The 23,298-nt window shown below is 41.9% G+C and carries 21 protein-coding genes and 1 pseudogene; 12 read left to right on the top strand and 10 right to left on the bottom strand.

Translation table 11 applies throughout. The annotated features are described in order from the left end of the window. Positions 1-97: 97 nt before the first annotated feature. The 4 genes and pseudogenes from AABK37_RS30325 to AABK37_RS30340 all read right to left on the bottom strand — a co-directional run. A pseudogene (locus tag AABK37_RS30325) lies at positions 98-865 on the bottom strand (substrate-binding domain-containing protein); the annotation flags it as partial. A 77-nt stretch (positions 866-942) separates the two neighbouring features. Then, the gene (locus AABK37_RS30330) at positions 943-2,358 is read right to left on the bottom strand and encodes an ABC transporter substrate-binding protein (RefSeq protein ID WP_432555203.1); all 1,416 of its coding nucleotides are present in this window, start codon (positions 2,356-2,358) and stop codon (positions 943-945) included. A 28-nt stretch (positions 2,359-2,386) separates the two neighbouring features. Next, positions 2,387-3,787, bottom strand: coding sequence for a protein kinase domain-containing protein (locus AABK37_RS30335; protein WP_432555204.1), 1,401 nt, complete (start codon positions 3,785-3,787; stop codon positions 2,387-2,389). 251 nt (positions 3,788-4,038) lie between these two features. Then, complete coding sequence (locus tag AABK37_RS30340; protein ID WP_432555205.1) at positions 4,039-5,043, bottom strand: LysR family transcriptional regulator; 1,005 nt, start codon at positions 5,041-5,043, stop codon at positions 4,039-4,041. A 218-nt stretch (positions 5,044-5,261) separates the two neighbouring features. Here AABK37_RS30340 and AABK37_RS30345 point away from each other — a divergent pair, with 218 nt between their 5' ends. The 5 genes from AABK37_RS30345 to ndhD1 all read left to right on the top strand — a co-directional run bounded on the left by AABK37_RS30345 (position 5,262) and on the right by ndhD1 (position 11,105). Then, positions 5,262-5,984: an NnrU family protein gene (locus AABK37_RS30345; protein WP_432555206.1), complete on the top strand. Its 723-nt coding sequence runs from the start codon at positions 5,262-5,264 to the stop codon at positions 5,982-5,984. A 400-nt stretch (positions 5,985-6,384) separates the two neighbouring features. After that, positions 6,385-6,771 (top strand): thioredoxin family protein, encoded by a 387-nt coding sequence (locus AABK37_RS30350; RefSeq protein WP_432555207.1) that lies wholly within the window; start codon positions 6,385-6,387, stop codon positions 6,769-6,771. A 24-nt stretch (positions 6,772-6,795) separates the two neighbouring features. After that, positions 6,796-6,975, top strand: a complete 180-nt coding sequence (locus AABK37_RS30355) for a hypothetical protein (protein WP_432555208.1) — start codon at positions 6,796-6,798, stop codon at positions 6,973-6,975. 77 nt (positions 6,976-7,052) lie between these two features. After that, positions 7,053-9,134 (top strand): NAD(P)H-quinone oxidoreductase subunit 5, encoded by a 2,082-nt coding sequence (locus tag AABK37_RS30360; RefSeq protein ID WP_432555209.1) that lies wholly within the window; start codon positions 7,053-7,055, stop codon positions 9,132-9,134. A 396-nt stretch (positions 9,135-9,530) separates the two neighbouring features. Further along, on the top strand, positions 9,531-11,105 hold the full coding sequence (ndhD1, locus tag AABK37_RS30365) for a photosynthetic/respiratory NAD(P)H-quinone oxidoreductase subunit D1 (RefSeq protein WP_432555210.1): 1,575 nt from the start codon (positions 9,531-9,533) through the stop codon (positions 11,103-11,105). 252 nt (positions 11,106-11,357) lie between these two features. Here the strand turns inward: ndhD1 and AABK37_RS30370 are convergent, their stop codons facing one another. Continuing rightward, a complete protein-coding gene (locus AABK37_RS30370; RefSeq protein ID WP_432555211.1) occupies positions 11,358-11,966 on the bottom strand; it encodes a hypothetical protein in 609 nt (202 codons plus the stop codon). 164 nt (positions 11,967-12,130) lie between these two features. Here AABK37_RS30370 and AABK37_RS30375 point away from each other — a divergent pair, with 164 nt between their 5' ends. The 3 genes from AABK37_RS30375 (at position 12,131) to AABK37_RS30385 (ending at position 13,746) form a co-directional block, all read left to right on the top strand. Next, a complete protein-coding gene (locus tag AABK37_RS30375) occupies positions 12,131-12,853 on the top strand; it encodes a Uma2 family endonuclease (RefSeq protein ID WP_432555212.1) in 723 nt (240 codons plus the stop codon). Between the two features lie 231 nt (positions 12,854-13,084). After that, positions 13,085-13,339 carry a hypothetical protein gene (locus AABK37_RS30380; RefSeq protein ID WP_432555213.1) on the top strand — a complete coding sequence of 85 codons (255 nt, stop codon included), beginning with the start codon at positions 13,085-13,087 and terminating at the stop codon, positions 13,337-13,339. A gap of 2 nt (positions 13,340-13,341) precedes the next feature. Further along, a complete protein-coding gene (locus tag AABK37_RS30385) occupies positions 13,342-13,746 on the top strand; it encodes a hypothetical protein (protein WP_432555214.1) in 405 nt (134 codons plus the stop codon). A 223-nt stretch (positions 13,747-13,969) separates the two neighbouring features. On the opposite strand, the gene AABK37_RS30390 is transcribed toward AABK37_RS30385, so the two are convergent. Beyond that, positions 13,970-15,223: a hypothetical protein gene (locus tag AABK37_RS30390; protein WP_432555215.1), complete on the bottom strand. Its 1,254-nt coding sequence runs from the start codon at positions 15,221-15,223 to the stop codon at positions 13,970-13,972. A 200-nt stretch (positions 15,224-15,423) separates the two neighbouring features. Here AABK37_RS30390 and AABK37_RS30395 point away from each other — a divergent pair, with 200 nt between their 5' ends. Continuing rightward, on the top strand, positions 15,424-16,122 hold the full coding sequence (locus tag AABK37_RS30395; RefSeq protein ID WP_432555223.1) for a hypothetical protein: 699 nt from the start codon (positions 15,424-15,426) through the stop codon (positions 16,120-16,122). On the opposite strand, the gene AABK37_RS30400 is transcribed toward AABK37_RS30395, so the two are convergent. The 3 genes from AABK37_RS30400 to psb27 form a co-directional block, all read right to left on the bottom strand. After that, entirely contained in the window at positions 16,081-16,260 is a 180-nt protein-coding gene (locus tag AABK37_RS30400; RefSeq protein WP_432555216.1) for a hypothetical protein, read from the bottom strand. The genes AABK37_RS30395 and AABK37_RS30400 overlap by 42 nt on opposite strands. Then, entirely contained in the window at positions 16,260-17,768 is a 1,509-nt protein-coding gene (locus AABK37_RS30405; RefSeq protein WP_432555217.1) for a family 10 glycosylhydrolase, read from the bottom strand. Before AABK37_RS30405 ends, AABK37_RS30400 begins: the two co-directional genes overlap by 1 nt. A gap of 492 nt (positions 17,769-18,260) precedes the next feature. Then, complete coding sequence (psb27, locus tag AABK37_RS30410; protein ID WP_432555218.1) at positions 18,261-18,656, bottom strand: photosystem II protein Psb27; 396 nt, start codon at positions 18,654-18,656, stop codon at positions 18,261-18,263. An 85-nt stretch (positions 18,657-18,741) separates the two neighbouring features. Here psb27 and AABK37_RS30415 point away from each other — a divergent pair, with 85 nt between their 5' ends. Next, positions 18,742-18,987 (top strand): hypothetical protein, encoded by a 246-nt coding sequence (locus AABK37_RS30415; RefSeq protein WP_432555219.1) that lies wholly within the window; start codon positions 18,742-18,744, stop codon positions 18,985-18,987. Here AABK37_RS30415 and cofH read toward each other — a convergent pair. Beyond that, the gene (gene cofH, locus AABK37_RS30420) at positions 18,934-20,073 is read right to left on the bottom strand and encodes a 7,8-didemethyl-8-hydroxy-5-deazariboflavin synthase subunit CofH (protein WP_432555220.1); all 1,140 of its coding nucleotides are present in this window, start codon (positions 20,071-20,073) and stop codon (positions 18,934-18,936) included. The two genes, AABK37_RS30415 and cofH, sit on opposite strands and share 54 nt — an antisense overlap. 197 nt (positions 20,074-20,270) lie before the next feature. Between cofH and AABK37_RS30425 the strand changes: the two genes are divergently transcribed. Both AABK37_RS30425 and AABK37_RS30430 read left to right on the top strand, forming a co-directional pair. Then, positions 20,271-22,094: a protein kinase domain-containing protein gene (locus tag AABK37_RS30425; protein ID WP_432555221.1), complete on the top strand. Its 1,824-nt coding sequence runs from the start codon at positions 20,271-20,273 to the stop codon at positions 22,092-22,094. 388 nt (positions 22,095-22,482) lie between these two features. Further along, positions 22,483-23,298: glycosyltransferase family 39 protein (locus AABK37_RS30430; RefSeq protein WP_432555222.1), on the top strand; the 816-nt coding region annotated here is incomplete at its 3' end.

The following is a 23,298-nucleotide window of genomic DNA, read 5'->3' on the forward strand; positions in this document are numbered from 1 at the left end:
CCGTGGAAGCCTGTGGACGGGATCTGCCTGGGGGACCGATTGAAACAGGAAATAAACCTCATCTTGGCGCTTTGTCCAAGATTGTATAAGTTTTATAGAGCGGTTTAACAGTACATTGTCCGACTATTTCCGGGGCAGAGGCATAGTAAATGCCACCTGGATTTTTCGCCACTTCTTGTAAAGCTTCAGTTGTCCTGGGGATAAACTGCACATTTGCCGCAAACTTTTCACCCTCTAAGACATTTTCCTCAAAGAATTGGATAGTGCCTCCCTCTTCGAGACGCCGAGAGTACGGTATAATTGCTAATTGTGAACCTTCTACCTGTTTCCAGTTAGTAATTTTGCCAGTGTAAATGTCTTTTAGCTGGGCGAGGGTTAAACCAGGGATATTAAGATTGGGATTAACTGCGATCGCAATGGCATCAATCGCCACCGGGATTTCTTTTAAAGTAATGTTCAGGCGTTGTGCCTGCTGATATTCCTCTTGTTTAATTGAACGAGAGGATTCAGAGAAAGCTAATTGGTTACTCAACAACATCTTAATCCCAGAAGTAGTACCAGGGGCACCTGTGGTGGGATCTGTGTAGCGTAACCGAAATTGCGGTTGGGCAGTTTGAATCAATGGGTCAACTTCTCTTCGGATAGATGCCCAAGTAGTGCTACCTCCATAGCTAAATAATCCAGAGGGAACGTTTGGCACTTGGGCAAAAGTATTACTTTCACGATTTGACTGTACGACTTGCAACGATGAATCATTGAGAAAGTTGTTAGCCAACCACCAAAGCACACACCCCACCAATCCGAGTGTGATCGTTAAAGCTAAAACTAAAACTGCTGTTTCATTAGCTTGATGTTTTTGGGACATAATATTTGTTTTAATTTTTGTCCATAAACGCAATGTGACATTTTGCTGATGGATATAGGTTAACGATTGGTTAATTTTTAATTTTTTATTGCAGATTGTGGTATTGGCACAAAGTCATACCCAGTACGAGAACGAGTACCGGGAGCGATTTTCACAAGTTGAACTGGGGCATTGCGATCGCCTGATGCTAAAAACCGAATCGCACCCGAAGCACCGGTTGCAGAAAAGTTAGACGAGGTAAGTGCTTGTTGTACCCCCTCGCGTGTCGGATTAAGTTCTATAGCGGCAATCAACGCTTTTGTCGCGTCATATGATAAAGCGCTTCGCCAACTCACATCAGCACCCCACAATTGCCGCGACTTTTGAGGAAAGTCTGAAGAAAAATTGCCATCAATATGCCAGGGAACCGCTACTACCATTCCTACAGCTTTTTCACGCCCAAGTTCTAAAGTTTTCAGCGTGTAAACATCATCTCCCCCCAGCAAAGCTAACCGTTTTTCGTTAACCTGAATTACTTGCAATGCTTTGTCGAGAGTATTAGTGTTAGAAGCTAACATCAAAACTTCTGCACCTTGCTTAATGGCTTGTTCTACACTTCTAGCCGCACTAAAATTTGCTTGGGACAAGTCAAATTCATTCGAGACTTGTCCACCTTCTAAAGATACAGATGAGACAAACTCAGATTTGAGCGACTGGCTGTAGTTACTCTGAGAATTGAAAAAAACCGCTGCATTTCTTTTCTGTAACTTGTTCACCATGTAGTTAGCTAAACTTCTGGCAGCGATAAAATCACTGGGAACTGTACGAAAAACGTAAGAGCTAAAGTTAGAAATCTTAACAGAAGTACTCGTGGGAGTGATGGCTACAAGTTTCCCAGAAGTATAAACAGTGCCTGCGGCTAAAGTTGCATCGCTGGTATTAGGACCAACTACACCTAATACTTCTTGATTTTTAACTAAGGTTGTGGCGATTTGCTTGGATATTTCCGGATTATCATCGTCGTTGGCAATTCCTACCTTCAACCTCACTTTCTTAATGCCTCCAGAGGCATTTATTTCATTTTGAGCTTGAGCGATACCGCGTAAAATTTCTAAAGAAGCATTTGGATCGCTACCAATGGGCAAAGATGTTGCAATTGTGTAGCTTTTTGCCGAGCCAATCCGGGCATTATTAAGAAATATCAACGCCTCTGGGTCGTTAGGTTTTTGTTTTAAAGCTGCTGTCAAAGGAGCGATCGCTTTTTCATAACTTCCAAGAGCGATCGCTTCTACACCTTCTTTTTTCGCTGGGGCTATTTCCCCTGCTATTAAAGTTTTTTCACCAAAACTAATTCGGTCTTTAATTGATTCTTGATTATTATTTGACTGCGAATTACGTAATGGTTGATTTTGTGATATAATATTGTCTTTAAATAACCACAAACCACCGCCAACAACTCCCAATGTAATTAACAGAGCCAAAACAAGAACAGTAGTTTCGTTCTTTTGGGACATAAAATTTTTTTAAACTAGTTAACTGTATTTAAAATATCAGAGATAATAATTTATATATCAAACGAAATATTGCTGTAACTGCAATCGCAACTAACCCGGCTGCAACTGATAAAATTACTACTTGCTGAGAACTTAGACCAGCATGTAAAAAGGGGATAAAATAGATAAGCGCAAAAGTAATTCCACCAATAATTAACAAATCAAGCTTTTCAATCCATCGCCGTGTTTGGGCAAAAATCAGTATTCCTAAAATTACGGCGGAAACAGCTAGAGTAATTTCTGGCGATTTTACTAGACTTAAAAGAGCGATCGCTATCAATGCACCCTCAAATCCACTAAACGCTGCACTACTTAACAACTCAATTGTCGAAAATGCTGGTTTAGCTGGTGGGGGAACAATCGGTGCTTGTGGTGGTTGCGTTTGTGACGATAACTTTGGTATGGATGCTTTTGAGGGACGCAGTTGTGTTGGGGGTATAGAAAGTGAATCTAACGCCGAAAGAACCTCTTGTGCCGACTGAAAGCGTTGATTGGCAGCCGGCAATAGCATTCTATCTAAAATATCACCCAAGCCTGAATTGATAGATACAAGCGATCGCCATTTCCACTGGTTGCTATAACCATCAAATAGCTGATTTGCTTCCTGCTTTGTCAGTAAGGTGAGAATTGTTACAGCTAAAGCATATAAATCTGTAGACGGATATACTTGACCTCCAGACATTTGCTCAGGAGGTGCAAATCCCATAGAATATATTCCAGTAGAACCACCAAACCCAGTTGGGGCATTTGTTACTTGCTTAACTGCGCCAAAATCCAGCAAGTATAATTTGCCGTGGCGATCGCGCATAATGTTAGAGGGTTTGATGTCCCTGTGGATAATGCCTTCATTATGGACAAACTTTAGCACCTTGAGAATTTCTCGCAGTACTTCTAAGGCTTCTTCTGAAGTGAATTGATTTCTTTGAGCTAATTCTTCCTCTAAATTTTGTCCATCAATATATTCTTGTACCAGATAAAAAAATTGCTCTTGCTGTTCTGATTGCCAGCTTTTAACTGTTATTTCAAAATAAGCAAATAAGTCAGGAATTTGCTCGCTTTGGTTGCCGATTTGCGCTAAAACATCTGCTTCTCGTTCAAACAACTGTTGTGCTAGTTGCAGTTGAGTTGAAGTTAAATTTCCCGCTGGTTGGAATTGCTTGACTACACATTGACGCATACCGGGAATTCGGCGATCGCGTGCCAAAAAAGCGGCTCCAAACCCCCCTCTACCCAGCAACTTCAGCGGTACATATCGTCCATCCAGTAACAGCGGCATTCCACAATTAGTGCAGTATTTTTGCTGTACTGTTTTCAAAGTTGTGTTATCGTCTAAATCCGTAAAATAATTTTGTGGGCGAGGGCAGCGTGGACGAGTGCAGTAAACTTCCATTTTTTTGGTTTGTTGTCCGAGGTCCTTTGACAATAGTCTGAAGTCAAAAGTCAAGCATATATTTATTAGCGAATATTTACCTTTAAAAGGACACGGGAAAAAGCGGTATAAATCATCCATCATTAGGTTGCGCCACTACCTTTAGATAGATTTTGCTTTAAACGGATTTTTCTTCAAGATACGCATCTACATCAGTGTCCTAGTTTTGACTCTTGACCCTTGAATGAGTGACTCTTGACAAAATTTTAGCTTTAATCAGAGCTTGGCATCGCTATATCCAATGTAGTTACGACTATGTTTTTTGGTGATGATTTTAACACATCTTGATTCCATCCAGGGGTAGCGAACTGAGGCAAAATTTCTTGGCTAAAGGCTTCAGCCGCCTTGGATCTGTACCGATTGGGATTAAAAATTAACCACAGTGTACGCTTGACAACAACGCCTTCAATTGGAGCGCGGTGTAGGACACCCATTTGTAATTCTTTAGCGATCGCACTAGTAGAAACAAACGCAGCCCCCAAGCCAGATTGCACGGCATTTTTAATTGCTTCTATGGAATTGAGTTCCATTTCAAATTTAAAACGCCTTGCATCAATATCGTTGCGTGCTAGCACTTGGTCGATTACCTTGCGAATAGTAGATTGAGAATCGAGAGCAATGAATTGTAATTTATATAGGTCTTCTTTTTGAATCGTTTCTAGTTTGGCAAAAGGATGCAAAACAGGTAAAATCAGCGCTAGCTCATCCTCGGCGTAAGGAATAATTTCCAAAGATTCTGCCAGTTCGCCGGGAATCTCGCCGCCGATGATTGCCAAATCTACCTGTCCGTTAGCGACACTCCAGGCAGTCCGACGGGTAGAGTGGACATGCAATTGCACCGCCACATCTGAATATTTTTGTCGGAACATGCCAATCATTCTCGGCAACAGATAAGTGCCGGTGGTTTGAGAAGCACCGACAATTAAAGTTCCGCCTTGGAGATTTTGTAAATCCTCGATAGCGCGGCAAGTTTCTTGACATAGGGTGAGAATTTTTTCACCGTAACTCAAGAGTAAATGCCCCGCCTCGGTTAATTGTGCGCGACGTCCTCCACGGTCGAATAAAGGTACATCTAGTTGCCGTTCTAGGTTTTGAACTTGTAAACTCACAGCGGGCTGAGAGACGTAGAGGCTATCAGCGGCACGCTTAAAGCTTCCTTCTACGGCGATCGCTTTGAGAATACGCAATTGATCTAAAGTGAAAGGAAGGTCAGACATAAGGCTAAACCCACAAAACGCATGAGCATGAGCAGCAGTTGCAACAAAAAAGTAGCATTTTACCAAAAAACGGCGAATGCAATTTATTGCATCTTAAACTTGGAGCTTTAATCGAAAAAGACAGTAGCACAACATCTTGACGAAAGTCCCCTTTTGAATACTTTGTGGTATTGGTTGTACTTAATGGGCGTTTTCTTTAAATTACTTCACCTGTGTATATGATGTTGAGCAATTGGTTAACCAACAGTCATTTTGTCATGTTGGGGTTACAACTAGTTTTTGCGATCGCCCACAGTGGAGGAGCAGCCTTGCGTCCGTGGGCAGAAAAACAAATTGGACCAAGGCTCTATCGCGTTTTTTTCGCGTTACTCAGCCTGCCTTTAGCTGTAATCTTAATCGTTTACTTTATTAACCATCGTTATGATGGCTGGCAACTTTGGCAAGTCCAAGGTTTGCCGGGAGTAAAAACAGTAGTTTGGGTGCTTTCAGCGATTTCGTTTTTGTTTTTGTATCCGGCTACATTCAATCTACTAGAAATTGCTGCTATTCAAAAGCCCTCCGTCCACCTCTACGAAACGGGCATTATTCGGATTACTCGTCATCCGCAGATGGTGGGGCAGATAATTTGGTGTGTGGCTCATACCCTTTGGCTCGGTACCAGCTTTACTCTTGTTACTTCGGTGGGGTTAGTGCTGCATCACTTATTTGGAGTTTGGCATGGCGATCGCCGTTTAACATCGCGTTACGGCGAAGCCTTTGAAATGGTTAAACAGCGAACTTCAATTATTCCTTTTCTAGCTGTTCTCGATCACCGTCAATCTCTTAAATGGCAAGAATTTCTCCGCCCCGCTTACCTGGGAGTCGCTGCTTTTATCGCTCTACTTTGGTGGTCACACCCCCTATTGATTCAGGCGAGTAGTAAGGTACAATGGTTATTTTAGGTAGACCCCAATAGCAATAGCCAGCAATTGAAAGTAAATAGATGAAGATTTCATCTTCTCAATTGCTAGCCAATTCCCTGTAGGATTGGTTAAAACAGCTGTCAGTGGGGGACGCGATGTCGAGAGCGAGATTTGAGATTGGTAATTGCCAGTCAATTATCAAAGTAAAAACTAGATGACAAAATTTAAAATCTCTCCCCAGAGGCAGTCAGGAGTTGAAAATCTAAAAAAGCCACCGTGAAACTCGCGCTGGCTTTTTTATCAGCGCAAAATAAACGCGCTTGTTTTTCGCATAATTATTTGTGCTCTGGAACAGTCTATTTGCAGAACCGTATTGAAGCGCCAAATCTTTCTGCTGATGGCTAGTTTGATATAAAAACCCTGTAATTGTAGAGGCATCATGGTGTTGTTGGTTAGTGAGCGGACATTTAATCAAGAAGTTTTAGAATCTCCAATTCCTGTTTTAGTGAATTTTGAAGCGCCTTGGTGCGGCTTATGTCGTATAATCCAGCCGCTGTTGTTGCAGTTTAAAACTCAATGTGGCGAAGAAATAAAATTGGTTGGAGTTAACGCCGATCAAAATTTTAAACTTTCTACCACTTATCGGCTAAAATCACTGCCAACTTTACTGTTGATTGAAAATGGTATCGTCCGGGAACGTCTAGACTGTTTTCGTGGACGAGAGGATTTACGCCTAGCGCTAGAAGAAATAAAAGTCAACTATACTAACCGCCCTAAAACCTACAGCACCGCAAAAACAGCCGATTTAGGCTGTCGGACGGCATAGGGAATTGGGAATGGGGCATGGGGCATGGGGCATAGGGCATGGGGCATAGAAATACGTCTAGCTTCTTTTTATTCCCATTGCCCATTGCCCATTGCCCATTGCCCATTGCCCAATTCCCCAAATCTAAAACCATGCTTAACTACCTCACCTAACAACCGTCGGGTGGGGTATTTTATGCTAAAAGGTGTGTGTCACAATTATTAACAGTTGCGACCTGGACAGATGCCTTTGGCAAAACTGTCAAGAGCAAACGTGAAGAATTATAAATGTAGGCGTCAGTGATGGAAGTTATCTATCAGTATGCTTGGCTGATTCCGGTATTACCTCTTTTAGGGGCAATGCTGGTCGGTCTAGGGTTAATCTCGATGAATCAGGTGACAAACGCAGCCAGAAAGCTAAACGCGGCGTTCATTATTTCCCTGGTGGGGATAGCAATGGGGCTGTCGTTTGCCTTGCTGTGGAGTCAACTTCAAGGACACGCGCCTTATATCCGCACTATAGAATGGGCGGCAGCAGGCAATTTTCACCTGAACATGGGCTACACTATTGACCACCTAACAGCCCTGATGCTGGTGATTGTGACAACGGTAGCCTTTTTGGTCATGGTGTACACCGATGGCTACATGGCTCACGACCCAGGATATGTAAGATTTTACGCTTATCTCAGCTTGTTTGGCTCTTCAATGCTGGGTTTGGTGGTCAGCCCCAACTTAGTACAGATTTATATATTCTGGGAACTAGTCGGGATGTGTTCTTACTTGCTGGTCGGCTTTTGGTACGATCGCAAGTCAGCAGCAGATGCAGCTCAAAAAGCATTTGTCACCAACCGCGTGGGTGACTTTGGTTTGCTATTGGGTATTTTAGGGCTTTTTTGGGCTACAGGAAGCTTTGATTTTCAGGTGATGGGCGATCGCCTCGCACAACTTGTAGAATCAGGTTCGATCAGCAATGCCCTTGCTATCCTGTTTGCGATTTTAGTATTTCTGGGTCCGGTAGCTAAATCAGCGCAATTCCCTTTGCATGTGTGGCTACCCGATGCGATGGAAGGTCCCACCCCCATTTCTGCCTTAATCCACGCGGCAACAATGGTGGCGGCGGGTGTTTTCCTCATCGCCCGGATGTACCCAGTTTTTGAAGATGTCCCGGCGGCAATGAACGTCATTGCTTATACTGGGGCATTCACCGCCTTTTTGGGGGCAACAATTGCCATAACCCAAAACGACATTAAAAAGGGTTTAGCTTACTCTACCATCTCCCAACTCGGTTACATGGTGATGGCAATGGGAGTAGGCGCTTACTCTGCCGGACTTTTCCACCTAATGACTCACGCCTACTTCAAGGCGATGCTGTTCTTAGGTTCTGGTTCAGTAATTCACGGGATGGAAGGTGTCGTTGGTCATGACCCCGTATTGGCGCAGGATATGCGCTTGATGGGGGGACTGCGGAAGTACATGCCATATACCGCAATTACCTTTTTTATCGGTTGCTTGGCAATTTCCGGTATCCCACCTTTTGCGGGTTTCTGGTCAAAAGATGAAATTTTGGGACAAGCTTTTGAGGCTAGCCCATTTCTCTGGTTTGTCGGCTGGTTAACTGCTGGCATTACTGCTTTTTACATGTTTAGAATGTATTTCTCGACATTTGAAGGCAGCTTTAGAGGCAATGACCAGAAAATCAAGCAAAAACTGAAGAAAGCAGCCACAATCGTTCTGGAATTAGAGACAGAAGAGGCAGCAACCCCTGTTTTTGGTCCTGGGGCGATGAAACATGGCGAACTAGAAGCACATGACTCCCACGGACATCATAGTGATTCTCCTCACGAATCGCCGTGGACAATGACCTTGCCTTTGGTGGTGCTAGCGATTCCTTCGATGTTGATTGGTTTGGTGGGAACACCTTACGCCAACTACTTTGAGGAATTTATCTTTCCTCCCAGCGAAACCCTCGCAGAAGTGATGGAAAAAACTGCCGAATTCAACCCGACGGAATTTTACATTATGGCGGGAAATTCAGTAGGAATCGCTTTGATTGGAATTACATTGGCATCTTTTATGTATCTGTGGCGCAAGATTGATGCTAGTGCGATCGCCGAAAAAATCAAACCGCTTTACGAGCTATCTCTTAACAAGTGGTATTTTGATGACATTTACCATCGTGTCTTTGTCCTCGGCTTGCGTCGCGTAGCCAGACAAGTGATGGAAGTTGACTTCCGCGTAGTCGATGGTGCTGTTAACCTCACAGGCTTTTTCACCTTGGTTAGTGGTGAAGGTTTGAAATACCTAGAAAACGGTCGCGCTCAATTCTATGCCTTGATTGTCTTTGGGGCAGTCTTGGGCTTAGTGATTGTTTTTGGTGTCACCTAAGAAATAGGGACGCTTGGACTGGGGACTGGTGAGTCCAGCGAGAAAGGGAGGGGAGCCACTGCGTTGGACGGGTTCCCCGGCAGACGCGCATGTGGCGTTTTCCCTCGTGCCGGCAAGGAGCGAACCTGAAGGGGGACTGGTTGCGGTGGTCAGATCCCCGACTTCTTTAAGAAGTCGGGGATCTAATAGCCCTTCAAGCAACTGATTCCCCTCCCAAACAAGTACAAGAAGTCTAATGTGTTACGGGGATGAAGGCAGAAGTATGTATTTACCTACCTTCATCTTTCTTTATTTTGATTAAATCAACCTAACAATAAAGGTCAAACCGCCAAAAAACTGCTACTTAATAGCTAGTAGCTAATAGGCAAACATAATTTTCATTCCCGACAACTTGTGATGAACACAGCTAATTTTCCGTGGTTGACGACGATTATTCTGTTGCCAATAGCGGCTTCACTACTGATACCCGTAATCCCAGATAAAGACGGCAAAACAGTGCGCTGGTACGCCCTGATTGTCGGATTGATTGATTTTGCGCTGATTGTTTACGCTTTTTATACCCAGTACGACTTCGCCAATCCGAATTTGCAACTGGTGGAGAGTTACCCGTGGGTACCGCAACTCGATTTGAATTGGTCAGTAGGGGCAGATGGTTTGGCAATGCCCCTAATTATTTTGACAGGATTCATAACTACCCTGGCGATTTTAGCAGCTTGGCCCGTGACGCTCAAGCCCAGGCTATTTTACTTTCTGATTCTGGCGATGTATGGCGGTCAAATTGCCGTTTTCGCCGTTCAGGATATGCTGCTATTTTTCCTGGTGTGGGAACTGGAACTGGTACCGATTTACTTTTTGCTGTCGATTTGGGGAGGTAAAAAGCGGCAATATGCAGCGACCAAGTTTATTTTATACACTGCTGGTGGTTCGCTGTTTATTTTGTTAGCTGCCTTGACAATGGGATTTTACGGCGATACAGTGACATTCGATATGCGATCGCTTGCCCTAAAAGATTACGCCCTAAATTTCCAACTTTTACTTTATGGTGGCTTTTTGATTGCCTACGCTGTCAAATTGCCGATCATTCCCTTGCACACCTGGCTACCAGATGCCCACGGTGAAGCTACAGCCCCCGTACACATGTTGCTGGCAGGTATTTTGTTGAAAATGGGCGGTTACGCCTTAATTCGCATGAATGCCCAAATGCTACCCGATGCCCACGCTTATTTTGCACCTGCATTAGTGGTTTTGGGGGTAGTTAACATCATCTACGCTGCCTTAACATCCTTTGCCCAGCGCAACCTGAAGCGGAAAATTGCCTACTCCTCAATTTCTCACATGGGCTTTGTCACCATTGGTATTGCCTCGTTCACCGATTTGGGATTGAGTGGAGCAATGTTGCAAATGGTTTCCCACGGCTTAATTGGGGCAAGTTTGTTCTTTTTAGTAGGGGCAACTTATGACCGTACCCACACCTTGATGTTAGATGAAATGGGTGGTGTCGGCAAAAGGATGAAGAAGATTTTCGCCATGTTTACCACTTGTTCGATGGCATCTTTAGCATTACCAGGAATGAGCGGTTTCGTGGCAGAATTAATGGTATTTGTAGGCTTTGCCACCAGCGATGCTTATAGCTCTACTTTCAAAGTTATCGTAGTCTTTTTAATGGCAGTTGGAGTGATTTTAACTCCGATTTATCTGCTATCAATGCTACGAGAAATTTTCTACGGGCAAGAAAACGAAGAATTAGTTTCTCACCAAGCTTTGATAGATGCCGAACCCCGCGAAGTGTTTATCATCGCTTGTTTGTTGATACCAATTATTGGGATTGGTTTCTATCCTAAGTTACTGACTCAGGTGTATGATTCCACAACTGTGCAGTTAACGGCAAGGTTGCGCGATTCCGTACCGACATTAGTACAGCGTAAAGAAGCACCAACGGTGTCTTTGAGTGCGCCGGCAATTGGTAATTGAGTTGCGATCGCTAGTTTAGTTTAAATACTGCTTTGAGGGTGGGTTTTGAACCTGCCCTTTTTTGTTGAAGATAATAATCTCACGCACTCGTAGCAGAGGCGCAGAGAGAAAGAGTAAGCTAGTAGGGTGCGTTACGGACATTTGTCCTAACGCACCATCTTAGAATTAAATTGCGGTGCGTTACTTCGTAAACGCACCCTACGCTATAGGTAGTTTTATCGCGCTAAAAAAGTAATTTGGTTAAACTACTTATTAATTACCTGTAGACTCAATAAAACTTCTTAAAATTCCTAAGATTTTTCTGACATCATTTATAAAATATTCATTTAAATCAATCTCTATTATTTGTCCAGACAAACGCAGAAATTTCCAGTTAGTACCTGTAGTAACAGTACCGTAAATTGTTTTAATTTCATTTTCTTTTTGCTGGTTAAATAATTGTGCAGCTACCATTTCTGCTATGCATTGTCCCAAACCAGATTGAATATTATCATTTTTAGCTTCTACCAAAGCAATGACTGGTGCTTTAATAATTATTTGCTCGGAAGATTTACTAATAAGAAAGTCACAAAAACCAGTTAAGCCTTTTTCTGGACTAACGTTAAATTCTCGACCGGAAAATAAACTAATTTGATTTTGTAATAGCTCTTTTAGTTCTACTAGAATTGGTGTCAAAATTAATTCAGAACGAGATTTATCAGTTCCAATAGCTAATGCTAATGGTACATACTTTTTAAGTGTTTGTGACAAAAAATCGCTGTATTCTACTGGGGGTGTGTCCGCAAAAATTCCCACAGTTTCCACAATGGTGATTCCCAAGGTTGTCTCAACAGTGTCTATACTGAATTGACTGTATGACATTTGACAAAAATTTTATAAAATTTAATTCTTCTGCTATTAAACTTGATTCTATCTAAAATCTCAGCATTTCTTTGGCAAGCAATGTTTAATGCAAAACACAAAGCTTTTACTCGGTCAATCAATTTTCTACAATCTATTTAGTATCAGCTTTGGCACAACCGCTCATGTTAAACTACAACCCATTGCACTGTTTGCCATCTTCCGAAGAGCTACCCGACTCAGACGATACACCTGTGGATAATGAACTACAAGATTTGATTCCCGGCTTGCTAAAAGCGATACTGGCTTTGCTATGGTCAGAGCGCTGGGATTGGTTCTTTGGCGTTGATATGGGTATTTATTATGACCCAGCTAAACCAGCGATCGTCCCCGATGGATTTCTGAGTTTAGGAGTTAAGCGAATTTTAGATGAAGGCTTGCGCCTAAGTTATGTACTGTGGGAAGAAAAGAAGCTGCCAATTTTGGTACTAGAAGTTGTTTCTCAAACCCATCGAGGAGAATACAGCACTAAGAAAGAATTCTATGCCAAAGAATTAGGGATTTTGTACTACGTTGTATATAATCCCCGTCGTCGCAAAAAGCCACCTTTGGAAGTGTATCGCTTAGTGAATGGCGAATATGAGTTACAGCCAGGAAATCCTATTTGGCTACCGGAGATTAATTTGGGAATTGGACGAGAACGGGGAATTTATCAAGGTATAGCGCGGGAGTGGTTGTACTGGTATGACGAACAAGGGCAAAGGTTACTGACGCCAGAAGAACAAATTACAGAAGCCCAAGAACGCGCAAATTATGAGGAACAGCGACGTGTGGAAGCAGAACAACGCGCACAAATGTTAGCAGAAAGGTTAAAAGCGTTAGGTGTAGATCCGGAAACGCTGATTTAAAATCAATCCCGCAGGCTAGAAGCCTGGGGCTATACGAACCAAGCCCACCTGCGTGGGCTAAACAGATAAGAGATTTAGTAATTTTCTTCATCGAAGTTTTACATTTTTGCTGCTGAATAAGTTGTGATTAGTTGGTTAATCAGGGAACTCTATGTATAAGGCTACTCATCGGTAGTCGAGAAAATCTTTAGAAGTCTGTTTTTAACCGCTAATCACAATCAGGAGTATTTCATGATTCCACTTATTTTGGGTGCTTTGGCTTTAGGTGGTGCTGTTCTTGGTGTCGGTGCAGGTGCCGCAGGTGTTGCGGATATGAATGAAGCAAAGGAAATTGGCGATCGCGATGCTAGCAAGTTTCAAGAGGTAGCACTTTTGGTAAAAGCACTTGCAGAAATCATGAAAACTCCTGTATTAGACAACGAAGGACAACTTAATCCTGCCAGCAGGACTATCCAAGCCAAATACCGTACTCTGGGAGGAAATTAAGCATGTCAGTACAGAAAATAGCTGCTTTTGGGTTTGACAAACTAAACCTTGCTGAAAGCATTCAGCAAATGGTTTCAGCCTACACTGATTACCTCAAAATTGCCGAACAAGAAAAGACAAAGCGACGCGAAATTGATGCTTGGGAAAAAGAAGCAATCGCCAAAATAAATACCCAGCGAGATTTGTTAATGGCGTATCTCGATCGCTCTTTTGATGAACGTGCAGAAAACTTTCGTGCTTTATTTAAAGTAGTTGATAGTGCGATCGCTTCCAATAACAACCAGCAACTAGCCCTAACATTAAATTCAATCACAGAAATAGCTAAATCAAGCCCATTTAAAGAGCTTGCAAACCTAACTTCTGTCCGCGCTGCCCTAGACGACCCAGACCACGAATGGACATTTTGATTTTATAACAAGCATCTTATACCGTTTTTACATGAAGATGCATTTAGCCTGCGGAGGCAGGCTTTGTTTGTATAGCCCCAGGCTTCTAGCCTGAGGGCTTATATGCAGCCTCACTAAAGCCGCAAAATTCCTCTTACCTTTGCGCCTCTCTCTTGAAAAGGTCTGATCGGAGGAAACTTCCGCTCAGACTTTTCGCTGCTTCCTTTGCGTGAGATAATAATCTTCACTTCTTCACCAAAATATACGCTTGAGCATAATCAGGCAATTCCTGAATATGCTGCCCAAAATCTTTATTATTCTTAAAAATACCCGCTAAAAAATCGAGTTGATGCAGATTCGGTAAAAACGCTCCACCTGTATCTGCTATAATTCCCATTTTGAGATTTTTTCGCCCGCCCTTATTATACTCAAGTACAATAATTTTCCCTAAACCAATATTCAGCACATCGCCAGCAAAAGTCACCCCTGGTTTGATAGAAATTTTTGCATCTATCTTATATCCGTAACCTTTGATAGCATCAACCTCCCTAAAATACCAATAACGCTTTTGTGCAGTTGCTGCTAATCCTCGCACATAAGCTATTTCATTATTTCTATCTACATTGAAATATGCCTTGGAACCATCAGGAAAATTAATTAGAATTGTTCCTTCCATTAAAGCTTCTTCTAAGCCTTTTCGCGTCAGATAAGCCAAAGGTTCAACTTTGCCATACTCTCTACCACCTGGTTCGTAAATACCTGATAAAACATCCTGCTTTGTATATCTGGTATAGAACTTACTAGCGGCTAAATCATCTTTTAAACTGTATATTGGAATATTAAACGTAGAGGTTTTCTTGCGTGACCCTGGATGAGTAAATACAGCATATTTTGTAATTCGCAGTCGTTCTTGCTGAGATTTTTGGGGGTTATAAGCAGACCATTTTATAACGCGGAAATTAGAGTTGATAAAATTAGCATCTTGTAAACGTGTAGTGCGACGATTAGCAATATCCTCTTGCAAGACAGCAATCATAAAATCCAATGTCTTAAGGATATCTTCTACTGTAACTCCTTGAGCGCCTAGCACTCCTGTACGTTGAACATCTGGATCTAACGAACCATAATCTTGAAAATACTTTCTGGTATTGGAGAGAGTTGCTAATAAGTCGGCTTGATTGAAATTAACTTTCGTAGTTGGTAGTTTTCCTGAACTAAAAACTTGACTGCTATTAACGCTAAATTTAGGTTTTTGTGCTTCATCAATGACAGAATATGCAATTGAAGCTTGTGCTAATTCTTGCTTTGATGAAGAAGTCTTTTGAATATTTGAGACTAGGGAAATCTGCTGAGTAGTAAGGGGTAAATTATCTCTAATCGGATTTTCTTGAGCTAGCTGTTTAGTTTTTGACTGAGTATATAGATAGCTACTAGCGAAGCCGGTAATTAATAAAGTGGCAAAACCGAGTGTGAGGCGGACTTTTTGATTGAATAACATGACGAGTAACTTAGAATTGTTTTTGCTAGATGATTACACGTTCTCAATGTTTGGACAACATTTGTTAATTAAAGTTTCATATAAGTTCATTAAAATTTTAAATTATTTATCATGAGAAAAGTGCGATCGCACTTTTTATTGGGAAATATATGTATAAGGCGATGAATGCCAATCAGTTTACCAAACCCGCAATATACAATATGCAAGTAAAATTAGGATTTGGAGCAATCCCAAAACCGCAATATGTCTTTGTCAGCAGAGAATCAGATTACTGTTGGTATATGCTTTCCGAAGACAGAAAACAAATCCCCATTTATGATAAAGCTTTGACCGGGGTGATAACAGGCATAGAAGTCGAGAAAAAGGTGGAAACTTCTTTTGGATTGACTCTAAAAACTGATTTGTATATTTTGGCAGACAAACCTTATATTATACGTTCAGGAAATGAATCTTATTTTTCTAAAGGCTTGCTGCTGTCTTTAGATATTTTGACTTGCGAGCAACTACGTCAACCACTAACTATTACAGTTAGCCCAGGAGATAGAACAATTGTATTTTGTACAATTTACGACCCAGTAACTTATCGGTCTATAGGTGTTAGTTGGGATGGACATAAAGAAGTTAACTGGCAAGCTTTAGGGCAAAAAGTCAGTCAAAAAATTAACCTTAATGCCTATGCTATTGACGATCGCGTAAAAATTCCCGCGAGTGTGACAACGGCAGAATTACACGAAACTTTGATAGCTCAAACTGACACATATTTAGCCCAATTGAATTGGACGCAGGAAGTAGGAAGGCAGTTTTTGCATCAAAGGTATGGTAAGCGATCGCGTACTCAATTAACAGATGCAGAACTTCTAGATTTCATTGATTACCTGAAGCTGCAACCAAGGGTGTAAGTGGGAGAGTTCTTGAGAGGGGGGGATGGGGAGACAAGGGAGACAAGGAAGACAAGGGAGACAAGGAAGAAATTCCTGTTTATCCCCCTGTCCCCCTGTCCCCCTGTCCCCCTGTCCCCCTTGTCTCCCATTACCCATTACCGAACGCGACAGAATTTGCGATCGCCATCATGTTCAGGATATTGCCAAGAATAAGCAAAATGGCTGACACCTTTAAGTTGCGGGGCTAATTGGCGCAGTGCTTGCATTTGCACTTCTAATGGCGGACGATTACTAATAGATTCACCCCACTTACCGGCTAAAGCGGGAATCACCTGCGTCCCTGGTTTTGCCATACTCAAAACCCGCTGTGCTTGAGACACAATACAACCAGTATCAGCGCAATTAGCATACAACATCGGATGCCATTCTAGGTTACTGGGAAATCTATCCCAAGGTTGCAAGCGAGAATCATAACCTTGTCCTAATGATTGATTTCCTTCAGGGAAAAACACCACCCCTGCGGGAATACCTAGTTGCTGTGCGGGGTAACTAGCTAAAGTGACAAAATCTAAGATGCCTTGCATCGCGTGGGCAACTGCAAGCTGCCATAATTCTACTTGCAAAAGGGGTTGCCTTTCGTTTGCAGTCATCAGCGATTTTTCTGCTGTTACCGCTGGGGGAGTGCGACCTTGCCAAAGTGGTTCACCTTCAGTAGGATAAACTTTATCGACATCAGCGATATCTCCGGCTGTGACGTATCCCTTACTCAAAAAGCGCCGAATCAAGTCCAACCCTTTATAATTTTGTGCGCGTTGAAATAAAGCTTGTTGAGTGGCTTCAGTAAATAACCATAAATCTGAAACTTTAGTGGCGATAGAATCACTTCCTGCCTGTCGCGGATAGCGTACATAGTCAAATAGTACTCCATCTGGACGACGACGGATTATTTCTTGTTGCAGTTGATAGTAGTCGCGTTTGGCTTGCAAGTTGTAGGGGTCAATAAACACTTGACTGCCGTTATCTACAACATATAAGCTAGTTTGACCTTTGCCATTGCGAGCGATCGCACCTTGCCTATCTTGACGCTGGGCGTAAGTATAACCAAAATTGGTTGTAAACATCCAAGCGTAAACTTTCAAACCGCGTTCTCGTCCTTTTTGAATTGCTTGGGCTAACAAATCAACTTTTTCTGACCCAGGTGTGCGAATCACAGAGGGCCAAACTGTCGGGTTAGATCCTGCTGGTAACAGCACTTGCCCATCGTAAAACGCTTCTAAAAAAACTTGGTTATAGCCCCGGCTAACAATTCGATCCATAATTTGATCGATTGCTCCCGGTTGAATGTCACAAGGATACAAGCGCAACCAAATTGCTTGAACTTGGGGCCAAGTGCGACTGCGACATTCTCGCAAAGCTTGTGCGTGTTGTTGCAACAACTGCCGATAGTTGTTCTGGGCATTTTGATCGCCTTTTTGTGCCAAAGCGCGTAAATTGTCTTTTTCTTGGGTTGCCGTTGCTGATAACTGGCAATAGTTGTTTACTTGCGCTTCTGCTGGTTGACTGACAACATTCAAGGGAATCAGCAAACTAGTGCTGAACATAACAGCGAACAAGCGACGCCAAAATAATATTGGTTTTGCAATATTCAAGAAACGGTTAGACATACCTGACTGGAGACTGGGGACTGGGGACTAGATAAGAGAGATTTTCATGAGTGCTGGTGTAGGCAGTTCGCGCAGTGCTACTCATCGAAGGACAAAGAATTATCAACCCCAACACAAGATAGCTTGGGGCAGTATGTAGCTAAATTTTCTGGTTAATTTTAGTGGGGTTTTAAAGCTTACTTTTAAAGACTCTCTAAACCATATTTCTGTTGCCGCATTTTGTTATTGAGTTAATTTACTATAATTTTTGCCGCGTTTATATGCGTTCATAGTTTATTTTTTGCCCAAGAAAAATACCGTGATATCCACAAGCATTTATAGCACCAAGTCTGTTTAAAACTTAAATTTTATATCACAAATTAATAATATAGTCAAGAGCCAAAAGTAGAACACACAAAAAAATGGTTTTCATCTCAATCAAGTGTGTCTTTAAAAGTCAAAAATTTGAATCTTTTTACTTTTGACTCTCAACTGCAAAGAAGCAGCAGATAGTTAACCGCCACGCTTTAATGCCGTCTCTACCTGTTTAAACTCAAGCTGTAGGCGTTTTTTCAGCTTTTGTGGTACAGGACGATTTGGGTAAGAACTGTAGTGTCCGGCTAGGGAATTTAAAGCCGTCCGCATAGTTGTAAACGAGTTCAGACCAGAAACAGAGCTAACCCGCTGGTAGCGAGCTGAAAAGTCATTAATTTTTTGACGCGCTTCTGCCTGAATTGCTGCTTTATTTGGCGCATCATCGGGGAGGTCTAAGGCATTTTTCATGATATTGACAACAGCCAAAGTGTCTTGGGTATAATTTCCGGTCAAACTATCCGGACTTCCACAGCCCATCAAGCCGATCGCTAAAACCAAAACCAGGGCAAGCAGACGTGACCAATAGCGCTTCATAAGCCTTCTGTGAAATAACACATAAATCAACGTCCATCCTATCCTGTATTGGTATCCTGGGGATCATCGGATAGGAAGAGTGGGCATGGGGTATGGGGGAGGCAGTGCGGTCTTGGGGTCTCCCCAAGTGGAGCACCTGCCGTCATGGGGCATGTGGCATGGGGATTTGAAGAGGGGGAAAAGGAAAAGAATTATTATCATTGCCCATTGCCCAATGCCCATTGCCCAATGCCCAATGCCCATTGCCCAATGCCCATTGCCCAATGCCCATTGCCCACTAACCACCAACTCTCTGATAAAGAGTATCCCTTTGTTGATAAGGTCTTCCTAAAGAAGTAACGGCAGCTTGCAAACTTTCAACTTCCATACAAGTGCCACCCACAGCACCCGCCATTGTGGTAATATGTTCTTCCATTAATGTGCCGCCGATATCGTTACAACCCGAAACTAAAGCTTCCATCGCACCCGCAAGTCCCAGTTTTACCCAGCTTGGCTGATGGTTAGGAATCCAATTACCTAAGTAAATTCGCGCAACAGCCGTAAGCAGTAATGCATCAGCCAAAACTGGTTGATCGCGTCCGACACGGCGGCGTAGAGGTTTGGGCGCTTCTTGTCCGACAAAGGGTAGTAAAATAAATTCAGTAATGCTAGCAGGGTAGTCTTGGTTAATGGCGGTTTTTTGCAGCTGGCGCAATTTTTCTAAATGCTCTATTTGCTGTTCTGGGGTTTCAATGTGTCCTGACAGCATGGTGCTAGTGGTAGGCAAACCTAATTTGTGCGCTGTACTGACAATTTCTAACCAAGTAGCTGTGTCAATCTTTTCTGGACACAGTATCCGTCGCACATCATCATTCAACACTTCGGCTGCTGTTCCTGGCATTGAACCAACACCAGCATCCCGCAAAGCAGCAATTACGTCAACATACTTCAATCCGTCTTCCCTGGCGATAAATTGCACTTCCTGGGGAGAGAATGCGTGTAGATGCAAATGAGGAAATTCTTGCTTAATGCTTTCCACTAGCTTGAGGTAATAAGGCAAAGACTTGCCATTTACTTTTGCTTGCAGGTTTAATCCTCCTTGCATACAAATTTCCGTTGCACCCCGCTGCACCGCATCTGTCAATTTTGGCAAAATTTGCGCCCAATCTAACCAATAAGCACCCGCTTGACCATCATCGCGCCGGAAAGCGCAAAAACTACAGTGCTGTTCACAGATATTAGTAAAGTTAATATTGCGATTAATTACGTAGGTGACAGTATCGCCAGCTTGAGTATAGCGGAGTTTATCAGCTGTAGAGCGAATAGAGGCGATCGCACTTGAGTCTGTTTGTTTTAATAAAAATACTCCTTCTTCAGGAGACAAATCGTACCCCCTGCCGGCACGGTCAAGAATAGCATCAACAGTTACAGTAGTCACAGTAGTTTTCTAAACACAGCACATCTTTTATTGTGGCAGGCATTCACACTCGCGAGGCATAAAGTACGGGTATTTTTGGCTCACTGTAGTTAAAACATAGTTAAGATATTTTTACGTTTTATTAAGAAAATTTAGAGTAATAATATACAACTGTACGCATATACTTATTTTATACTTAAATAAACATGCTTTGACCAATGCTTGGAACTATTTTACGCAAACGTTACAAAATTATTGAGTATTTGGGAAGTGGTGGATTTGGTGAGACTTATAAAGCAGAGGATTTAGAGCGTTTCAACTCTTTATGTGTAGTTAAAAGGCTTAAACCGCAACTTCATAAACCTGATTTTTTCAAGGCAAGAAAATTATTTAATCGTGAGGCTAAAACGCTTCTTCGCTTAGGTGAAAAACACGAGCAAATACCTCAGTTACTTGCCTATTTTGCAGAAAATCAAGAGTTTTATTTAGTTCAAGAGTATGTTGAAGGAGAAACTCTGGCACAGATTATTGAACGAAAAAAAATTCTGTCTGAATCTGAAGTAAGTAATTTATTAAAAGATGTTTTGAAAATTTTAGATTATATTCATAGCAAGAATGTTATTCATCGAGATATTAAACCAGCGAATTTAATTAGACGTAAGAAAGATAACAAAATTGTCTTAATTGATTTCGGTGCAGTTAAAGAAATCTTAGCAGACCCAAACACAGTAATTATTGGTACTCCCGGCTATATGCCATCAGAACAAAGTCAAGGAACACCTCAATTTTGTAGCGATATTTATGCGTTAGGTATTATTGGCATTCAAGCATTGACAGGTTTAAATCCCACAAAGTTCACAAGAAATGTTGATACTGATGAAATAAATCAATTAGTTCAGGCAAATGTTAATTCCGGCTTGAGCGGCATTTTGAGAAAAATGGTTCGCACTCAATCAAATCGAAGATATCAATTAGCTTCTGAAGTTTTGGAAATACTTGAAAGGGAAAATTATGGTTCTGTTCCATCAACAATTTATTCTACCCAACCACCATATAGTAGCGTTACAAGTTATTTTAAGCGGTTTTTAGTCGGATTGGGAATTGTAAGTTTGGTTTCAACTGGAATTTGGTTATATAAGGCTAATACTTCTTCAGTTTGTATGGAACTAAAAGTTCCCGATGGCAAATTTTCTTATAGTGGTAGTACAACTTGGCAACCTTTTAGACCAGATGTAGAAAAGAGTATTCAAAATACTTGTCCAAAATTCCAGTTGAATTTTATGCCTCGTCCGGAAATAAGTTCCGGATCGGGATATGGTATTCAATTATTACTTAAAGGACAAGCCGATTTTGCAATTTCTTCTCGCAATATCATAGATGATGAATATGAAAAAGCAAAAATTCAAGGAGATACTCTTTACCAAATCCCTGTTGCAATTGACGGTACTGCTGTTGCCGTAAATCATAGTTTACCGATAAGTGGTTTAACGAAAAAGCAACTTCGAGATATTTTGACAGGTAAAATCACTAATTTGAATCAACTTGGTATTCCGGAAGATTTAAAGTTAACTGTTTATGCCGGAAAAAATGCTAGTAGCTTTGAGTTCTTAAGACAAAATCTTTTGGGCGGACAGCCTCTTAGTCAAGATATCCAAGATATATCAAATGCTCTGAGTATTACTAATGGTATACAAAAGGTAATCAATGATAAAAATAGAGGAGGAATTTTTATTAGTTCAGCTGCACACATAGTAACTCAATGTCAAGTGAAAGCTTTAAGTATTGGCAATAGTTCTAGTAATTTAATCTCGCCATATCAGCAACCATTTATACCTCCAGCAGAATGTACATCTACAAACAAAAATAAACCTAATTTGGCTGCCTTTAGGAGCGGTGAATATCCATTAACAAACAGATTATTTGTCATTTATAAGAATAACGACCCCAGGTCTAAGCAAGCGGGTGAAGCTTATGCAAATTTACTTTTAACTTTTCCGCGTCAAGAACTAATTGAAAAGGCAGGATTTGTAAGAATTAAGTAATTAGAGTAAGCTGTCAAGATAAGCATCCCAAATGTGTAACCGACACTTTTATAGACAAAATATCAGGTGTAAACTATAACTCTTACTTGTAACATACGTATTTTGGTATAAAATATAAACGAGAATTAAAAACTAATCATTTCGGCTAAAATAAAGCAGATTTGGCAGTAGCACTCGGCAGATGAGAACGAAAAAAGATACACTCGGCAACAAGAGCGATCCACGAGACACAACGCTACATCCAAAGACTGCCGGGAAATGCGTCCAACAAAAATGAATTATACATTTGAAGCAATTCAGTATTAGATATAAACTTGGGACTTTAGATTGAACACAAATATCAAATCCTAAGTCTATATCTACAACTTGACTGGTTGCTCCCACCAAAATGAAATTTTCCCTTTATTCTCGCACTTTTCACCTTTTGCTGCTGTTGATGTGGTTATTCATCGCTATCGGTTTGCGGCTAACCAACTTAACTGCAAAGCCTCCTTGGACTGATGAATTTTCTACCCTGGTGTTTAGCCTGGGGAATAGTTTTTTGCCAGTACCTTTAGATCAAGCGATCGCTCCTGATATTTTGTTGCAACCACTCCAACCGCAAGCGAATGCTACCATCAATGATGTATGGGCACACTTAAGCACTGAAAGTAACCATCCGCCACTTTATTTTATGCTGGCTCACTGGTGGATGCGGTTATTTCCCACACAAGATAATTTAGTGTCGTTGTGGGGAGCGCGATCGCTTTCGGCTGTTTTCGGTGCTTTATCCATCCCAGCTATCTATGCCTTAAGTTGGTTGACTTTTCGCTCCCGCTTAATTGCTCATATAGCAGCGGCGATAATGGCAGTATCACCCTACGGCATTTTTCTGGCACAAGAAGCGCGTCACTACACTTTAGCAATCTTGTGGGTAATTGCTTCCTTAGCCTGTTTGGTAATCGCCACACGTCATATTCAAAACCGCACACAGCTACCGATTTTGACAGCACTTTCCTGGGTGGTAATCAATGCTTTAGGCATTGCGACTCATTACTTCTTCAGCCTCACCCTCTGCACTGAAGCCTTTGTTTTGATGTTTCTCGCTTGGGGGATGGGGAGAGGGGGGGAAAGAATTGTTCTCCTTGTCCCCTTGTCTCCTTGTCTCCTTATCCCCTTGTCTCCTTGTCTCCTTATCCCCTTGTCTCCCTATCCCCCAAGCGAG

The organism is Tolypothrix sp. VBCCA 56010 (assembly GCF_050875635.1).
Lineage (GTDB): Bacteria > Cyanobacteriota > Cyanobacteriia > Cyanobacteriales > Nostocaceae > Hassallia.

Excerpts from the sequence above, each read along its gene's own strand:
- AABK37_RS30330 (WP_432555203.1), bottom strand. The coding sequence starts at position 2,358 with ATGTCCCAAAAGAACGAAACTACTGTTCTTGTTTTGGCTCTGTTAATT.
- AABK37_RS30335 (WP_432555204.1), bottom strand. The coding sequence starts at position 3,787 with ATGGAAGTTTACTGCACTCGTCCACGCTGCCCTCGCCCACAAAATTAT.
- AABK37_RS30340 (WP_432555205.1), bottom strand. The coding sequence starts at position 5,043 with ATGTCTGACCTTCCTTTCACTTTAGATCAATTGCGTATTCTCAAAGCG.
- AABK37_RS30345 (WP_432555206.1), top strand. The coding sequence starts at position 5,262 with ATGATGTTGAGCAATTGGTTAACCAACAGTCATTTTGTCATGTTGGGG.
- AABK37_RS30350 (WP_432555207.1), top strand. The coding sequence starts at position 6,385 with ATGGTGTTGTTGGTTAGTGAGCGGACATTTAATCAAGAAGTTTTAGAA.
- AABK37_RS30355 (WP_432555208.1), top strand. The coding sequence starts at position 6,796 with ATGGGGCATAGGGCATGGGGCATAGAAATACGTCTAGCTTCTTTTTAT.
- AABK37_RS30360 (WP_432555209.1), top strand. The coding sequence starts at position 7,053 with ATGGAAGTTATCTATCAGTATGCTTGGCTGATTCCGGTATTACCTCTT.
- ndhD1 (WP_432555210.1), top strand. The coding sequence starts at position 9,531 with ATGAACACAGCTAATTTTCCGTGGTTGACGACGATTATTCTGTTGCCA.
- AABK37_RS30370 (WP_432555211.1), bottom strand. The coding sequence starts at position 11,966 with ATGTCATACAGTCAATTCAGTATAGACACTGTTGAGACAACCTTGGGA.
- AABK37_RS30375 (WP_432555212.1), top strand. The coding sequence starts at position 12,131 with ATGTTAAACTACAACCCATTGCACTGTTTGCCATCTTCCGAAGAGCTA.
- AABK37_RS30380 (WP_432555213.1), top strand. The coding sequence starts at position 13,085 with ATGATTCCACTTATTTTGGGTGCTTTGGCTTTAGGTGGTGCTGTTCTT.
- AABK37_RS30385 (WP_432555214.1), top strand. The coding sequence starts at position 13,342 with ATGTCAGTACAGAAAATAGCTGCTTTTGGGTTTGACAAACTAAACCTT.
- AABK37_RS30390 (WP_432555215.1), bottom strand. The coding sequence starts at position 15,223 with ATGTTATTCAATCAAAAAGTCCGCCTCACACTCGGTTTTGCCACTTTA.
- AABK37_RS30395 (WP_432555223.1), top strand. The coding sequence starts at position 15,424 with ATGCAAGTAAAATTAGGATTTGGAGCAATCCCAAAACCGCAATATGTC.
- AABK37_RS30400 (WP_432555216.1), bottom strand. The coding sequence starts at position 16,260 with ATGGGTAATGGGAGACAAGGGGGACAGGGGGACAGGGGGACAGGGGGA.
- AABK37_RS30405 (WP_432555217.1), bottom strand. The coding sequence starts at position 17,768 with ATGTCTAACCGTTTCTTGAATATTGCAAAACCAATATTATTTTGGCGT.
- psb27 (WP_432555218.1), bottom strand. The coding sequence starts at position 18,656 with ATGAAGCGCTATTGGTCACGTCTGCTTGCCCTGGTTTTGGTTTTAGCG.
- AABK37_RS30415 (WP_432555219.1), top strand. The coding sequence starts at position 18,742 with ATGGGGTATGGGGGAGGCAGTGCGGTCTTGGGGTCTCCCCAAGTGGAG.
- AABK37_RS30425 (WP_432555221.1), top strand. The coding sequence starts at position 20,271 with ATGCTTGGAACTATTTTACGCAAACGTTACAAAATTATTGAGTATTTG.